The sequence below is a fragment of the Plesiomonas sp. genome, assembly GCF_051650925.1.
GTDB lineage: Bacteria > Pseudomonadota > Gammaproteobacteria > Enterobacterales > CAMTGL01 > Plesiomonas.
Map to the genome: position 1 here is coordinate 1 of NZ_JBOFRH010000591.1, position 2,447 is coordinate 2,447.

Below are 2,447 nucleotides of genomic sequence, written 5' to 3' on the forward strand. Positions count from 1 at the left end.
TCGGCGCGTAGCGCACGCTTGAGAGGGTGACGCTGTAACTTGGCAATCAGGTCGCGTTTGCCGATGATGATCCCGGCTTGTGGGCCGCCGAGCAGTTTATCACCCGAGAAACAAACCAGACTGATCCCTTGTGCGATCAAGGTCTGCGGCATTGGCTCGGCGGGTAGACCATAGGCAGTCAAATCAATCAGTGAGCCACTGCCCAAATCCACCGCGGTTGGTAACCCATGCTGCTGGCCAAGGGCGGCTAATTCAGCATGCGAGACCTCGGCAGTGAAGCCTTGAATGCTGTAGTTGCTGGTGTGCACTTTCATCAGCAAGCCGGTGTGTGGGTTGATGGCTTGCTCGTAATCGCGCAAGTGTGTGCGGTTAGTGGAGCCCACTTCATGTAGCAGGCAACCGGCTTGGCGCATGACATCCGGTACGCGAAAAGCGCCGCCGATCTCCACCAACTCCCCACGTGATACTACCACCTCTTGTCCAGCGGCCATGCTGGCTAACAGCAGCAACACGGCTGCGGCATTGTTGTTCACGAGGCAGGCATCTTCGGCGCCGGTCAGGCGGCACAGTAACTGGGCGACCTGTTGGTCACGATGGCCGCGTGCGGAGGCATCGAGATCGAATTCCAGTGCCGCAGGGTGGCGCATCACTTGGCTCACTGCCGTCACTGCCGCCTCCGCCATCGGGGAGCGGCCGAGATTCGTATGCAATACTGTGCCAGTGAGGTTAAAAACCCGCGGCGGCGCCAGACGGCGTTGTTGCAGCTGATGTTGCAGCGCTTGTGGCCAATCGTCACTCCAATTTGGCAGAGAGTGGCGAGTTTGAATGTGTTGGCGCGCCAGCTGTTGCAGTTGGCGTAATTGCTCAGTGATCAGGGTATTGCCGTAATGTGCCAAAAGATGCTGGATCTGCGGGTGACGCAGCAGTTGTTCAATGGCCGGAATGCGGCGATACAGCGCACGACTAGGCTCTGCGTCTGTGACAGGTAAGTGGCTCATCCGTAAGTCCGTGTTTGAGTTGTGATATCAGGATGTTGCCGCATTTTAGCATATCTGTCAGTGCCTGCACGGCTTAGCGCCCATCTCGGTGTAAGCAAGACCGGTCGAGTAGTGCTACCGGCTAAGAACGTTGTTTATCGTTTGATTATTGCGCGAATAGTCAGTAGTACGGGGCGCTAAAAGAAGAATCGTTATGACGATTTTTGCTCTTATTGTTGTCTTTTTTGCGAAAGATAGCGGCAAATTACCCAGCATTGCGCTGAAAAATGTGCGCGGTTCAAATAGGTAATTATGGGTAGCTCGATTATGCTTAATTCAAGGGGAGCAAAATAAAACTGATAGCTGAAAAGCAAGATAAGCAGAATATTAGCTAAATAAAAAATATAGAAGGCGTAGGTTGATGTTGGAAGTCACCGGCTAAAAATATCAACACCAGCAAGTTATACTCAGATTGGAAAAGGGTTGCACAGTAAATTGCGAATAAGAATTAATTGTTTTTATGGATAAAAACAATATTGACAACAAGAGCGCTAAGGAGAACGGTCATGGCGATAGCGGCACTGATTATCGAAGGGGAATTACTGCTGACCGAGTTGACCGCATTGGCATCTCAGTTTCATATTAAATCAGATGCGCATGATATTTTGCGTTATGAAACGGCGGCGATCCGCGCAGCATTATGTGTTTTGCAGCGCCATCAATCAGATCTTGAGGCATCAACTAGCGAAAGCCAATTGGCCGATGCTACGCGAGCACAAACTTTGTTAGCACAAGAATTGTTAGTGCAAGAGAGCGCGGGGGAAAGCCCAAGTCAGCAGCGCGAGGCGCAAATTACCGATAGCGAATCGGTACTGTTAAGTTTGTGGGGCGAGAGTATTTGGCATCAATTACCGGATGAGCAGATCTTGGTACAGACGCGCCATTTCTGGGCAGCGTTCGCGCAGGTGCAGGCGGCCAGAGGGCATTAACTACAAGGCTTTGCCACGCATCAGGCTATGCACGGTAGGCCTAATCATCTCGTTAGGCTTGCTTGGTTAATTCGCGGTTGGCCTGATCGGTTTCCATTACATTGAGCCGTTGCCGTTATTGTTAGCGCCGCTGCATGGCGGTATTTATTATTTCACTGAATTGTACGCCATCATTTCTCTGCGGTATTTCTTTCATCGCCCAATTCAATTGTATGGCGACCTCATCGCTTACGTTAAATAATTTGCCACCTTGTTATTTATTTGCGTATTGCACACTTATCCCTATATTCATTCATTTTCTCATTCGAAATAAAACAGCTTGCCTCATTATATTGAGGCGAGAGGATAATATTTTTGACCTCACCAGCAATTATTTCCCTGAATAAAAATTACCGGCCAGTTTTTGATATCTATCAAGCCATGATACCGGTAACCCGTTTAGGGTATTTTTGTAAAAAAGGATTTCCATTTTAGATGGTTT

General features: G+C 49.5%; 2 protein-coding genes. One reads left to right on the plus strand and one right to left on the minus strand.

What is annotated here, in order from left to right; genetic code table 11:
* Nucleotides 1–998: L-seryl-tRNA(Sec) selenium transferase (gene selA, locus ACRC27_RS14115; protein WP_438640169.1), on the minus strand; the 998-nt coding region annotated here is incomplete at its 3' end.
* A gap of 545 nt (nucleotides 999–1,543) precedes the next feature.
* On the opposite strand from selA, the gene ACRC27_RS14120 reads away from it, so the two are divergent.
* Nucleotides 1,544–1,966 (plus strand): hypothetical protein, encoded by a 423-nt coding sequence (locus ACRC27_RS14120; RefSeq protein ID WP_302980613.1) that lies wholly within the window; start codon nucleotides 1,544–1,546, stop codon nucleotides 1,964–1,966.
* The last annotated feature ends 481 nt before the right edge of the window (nucleotides 1,967–2,447 follow it).

Coding starts and splice junctions, on each gene's coding strand:
- ACRC27_RS14120 (WP_302980613.1), top strand. CDS start 1,544: ATGGCGATAGCGGCACTGATTATCGAAGGGGAATTACTGCTGACCGAG.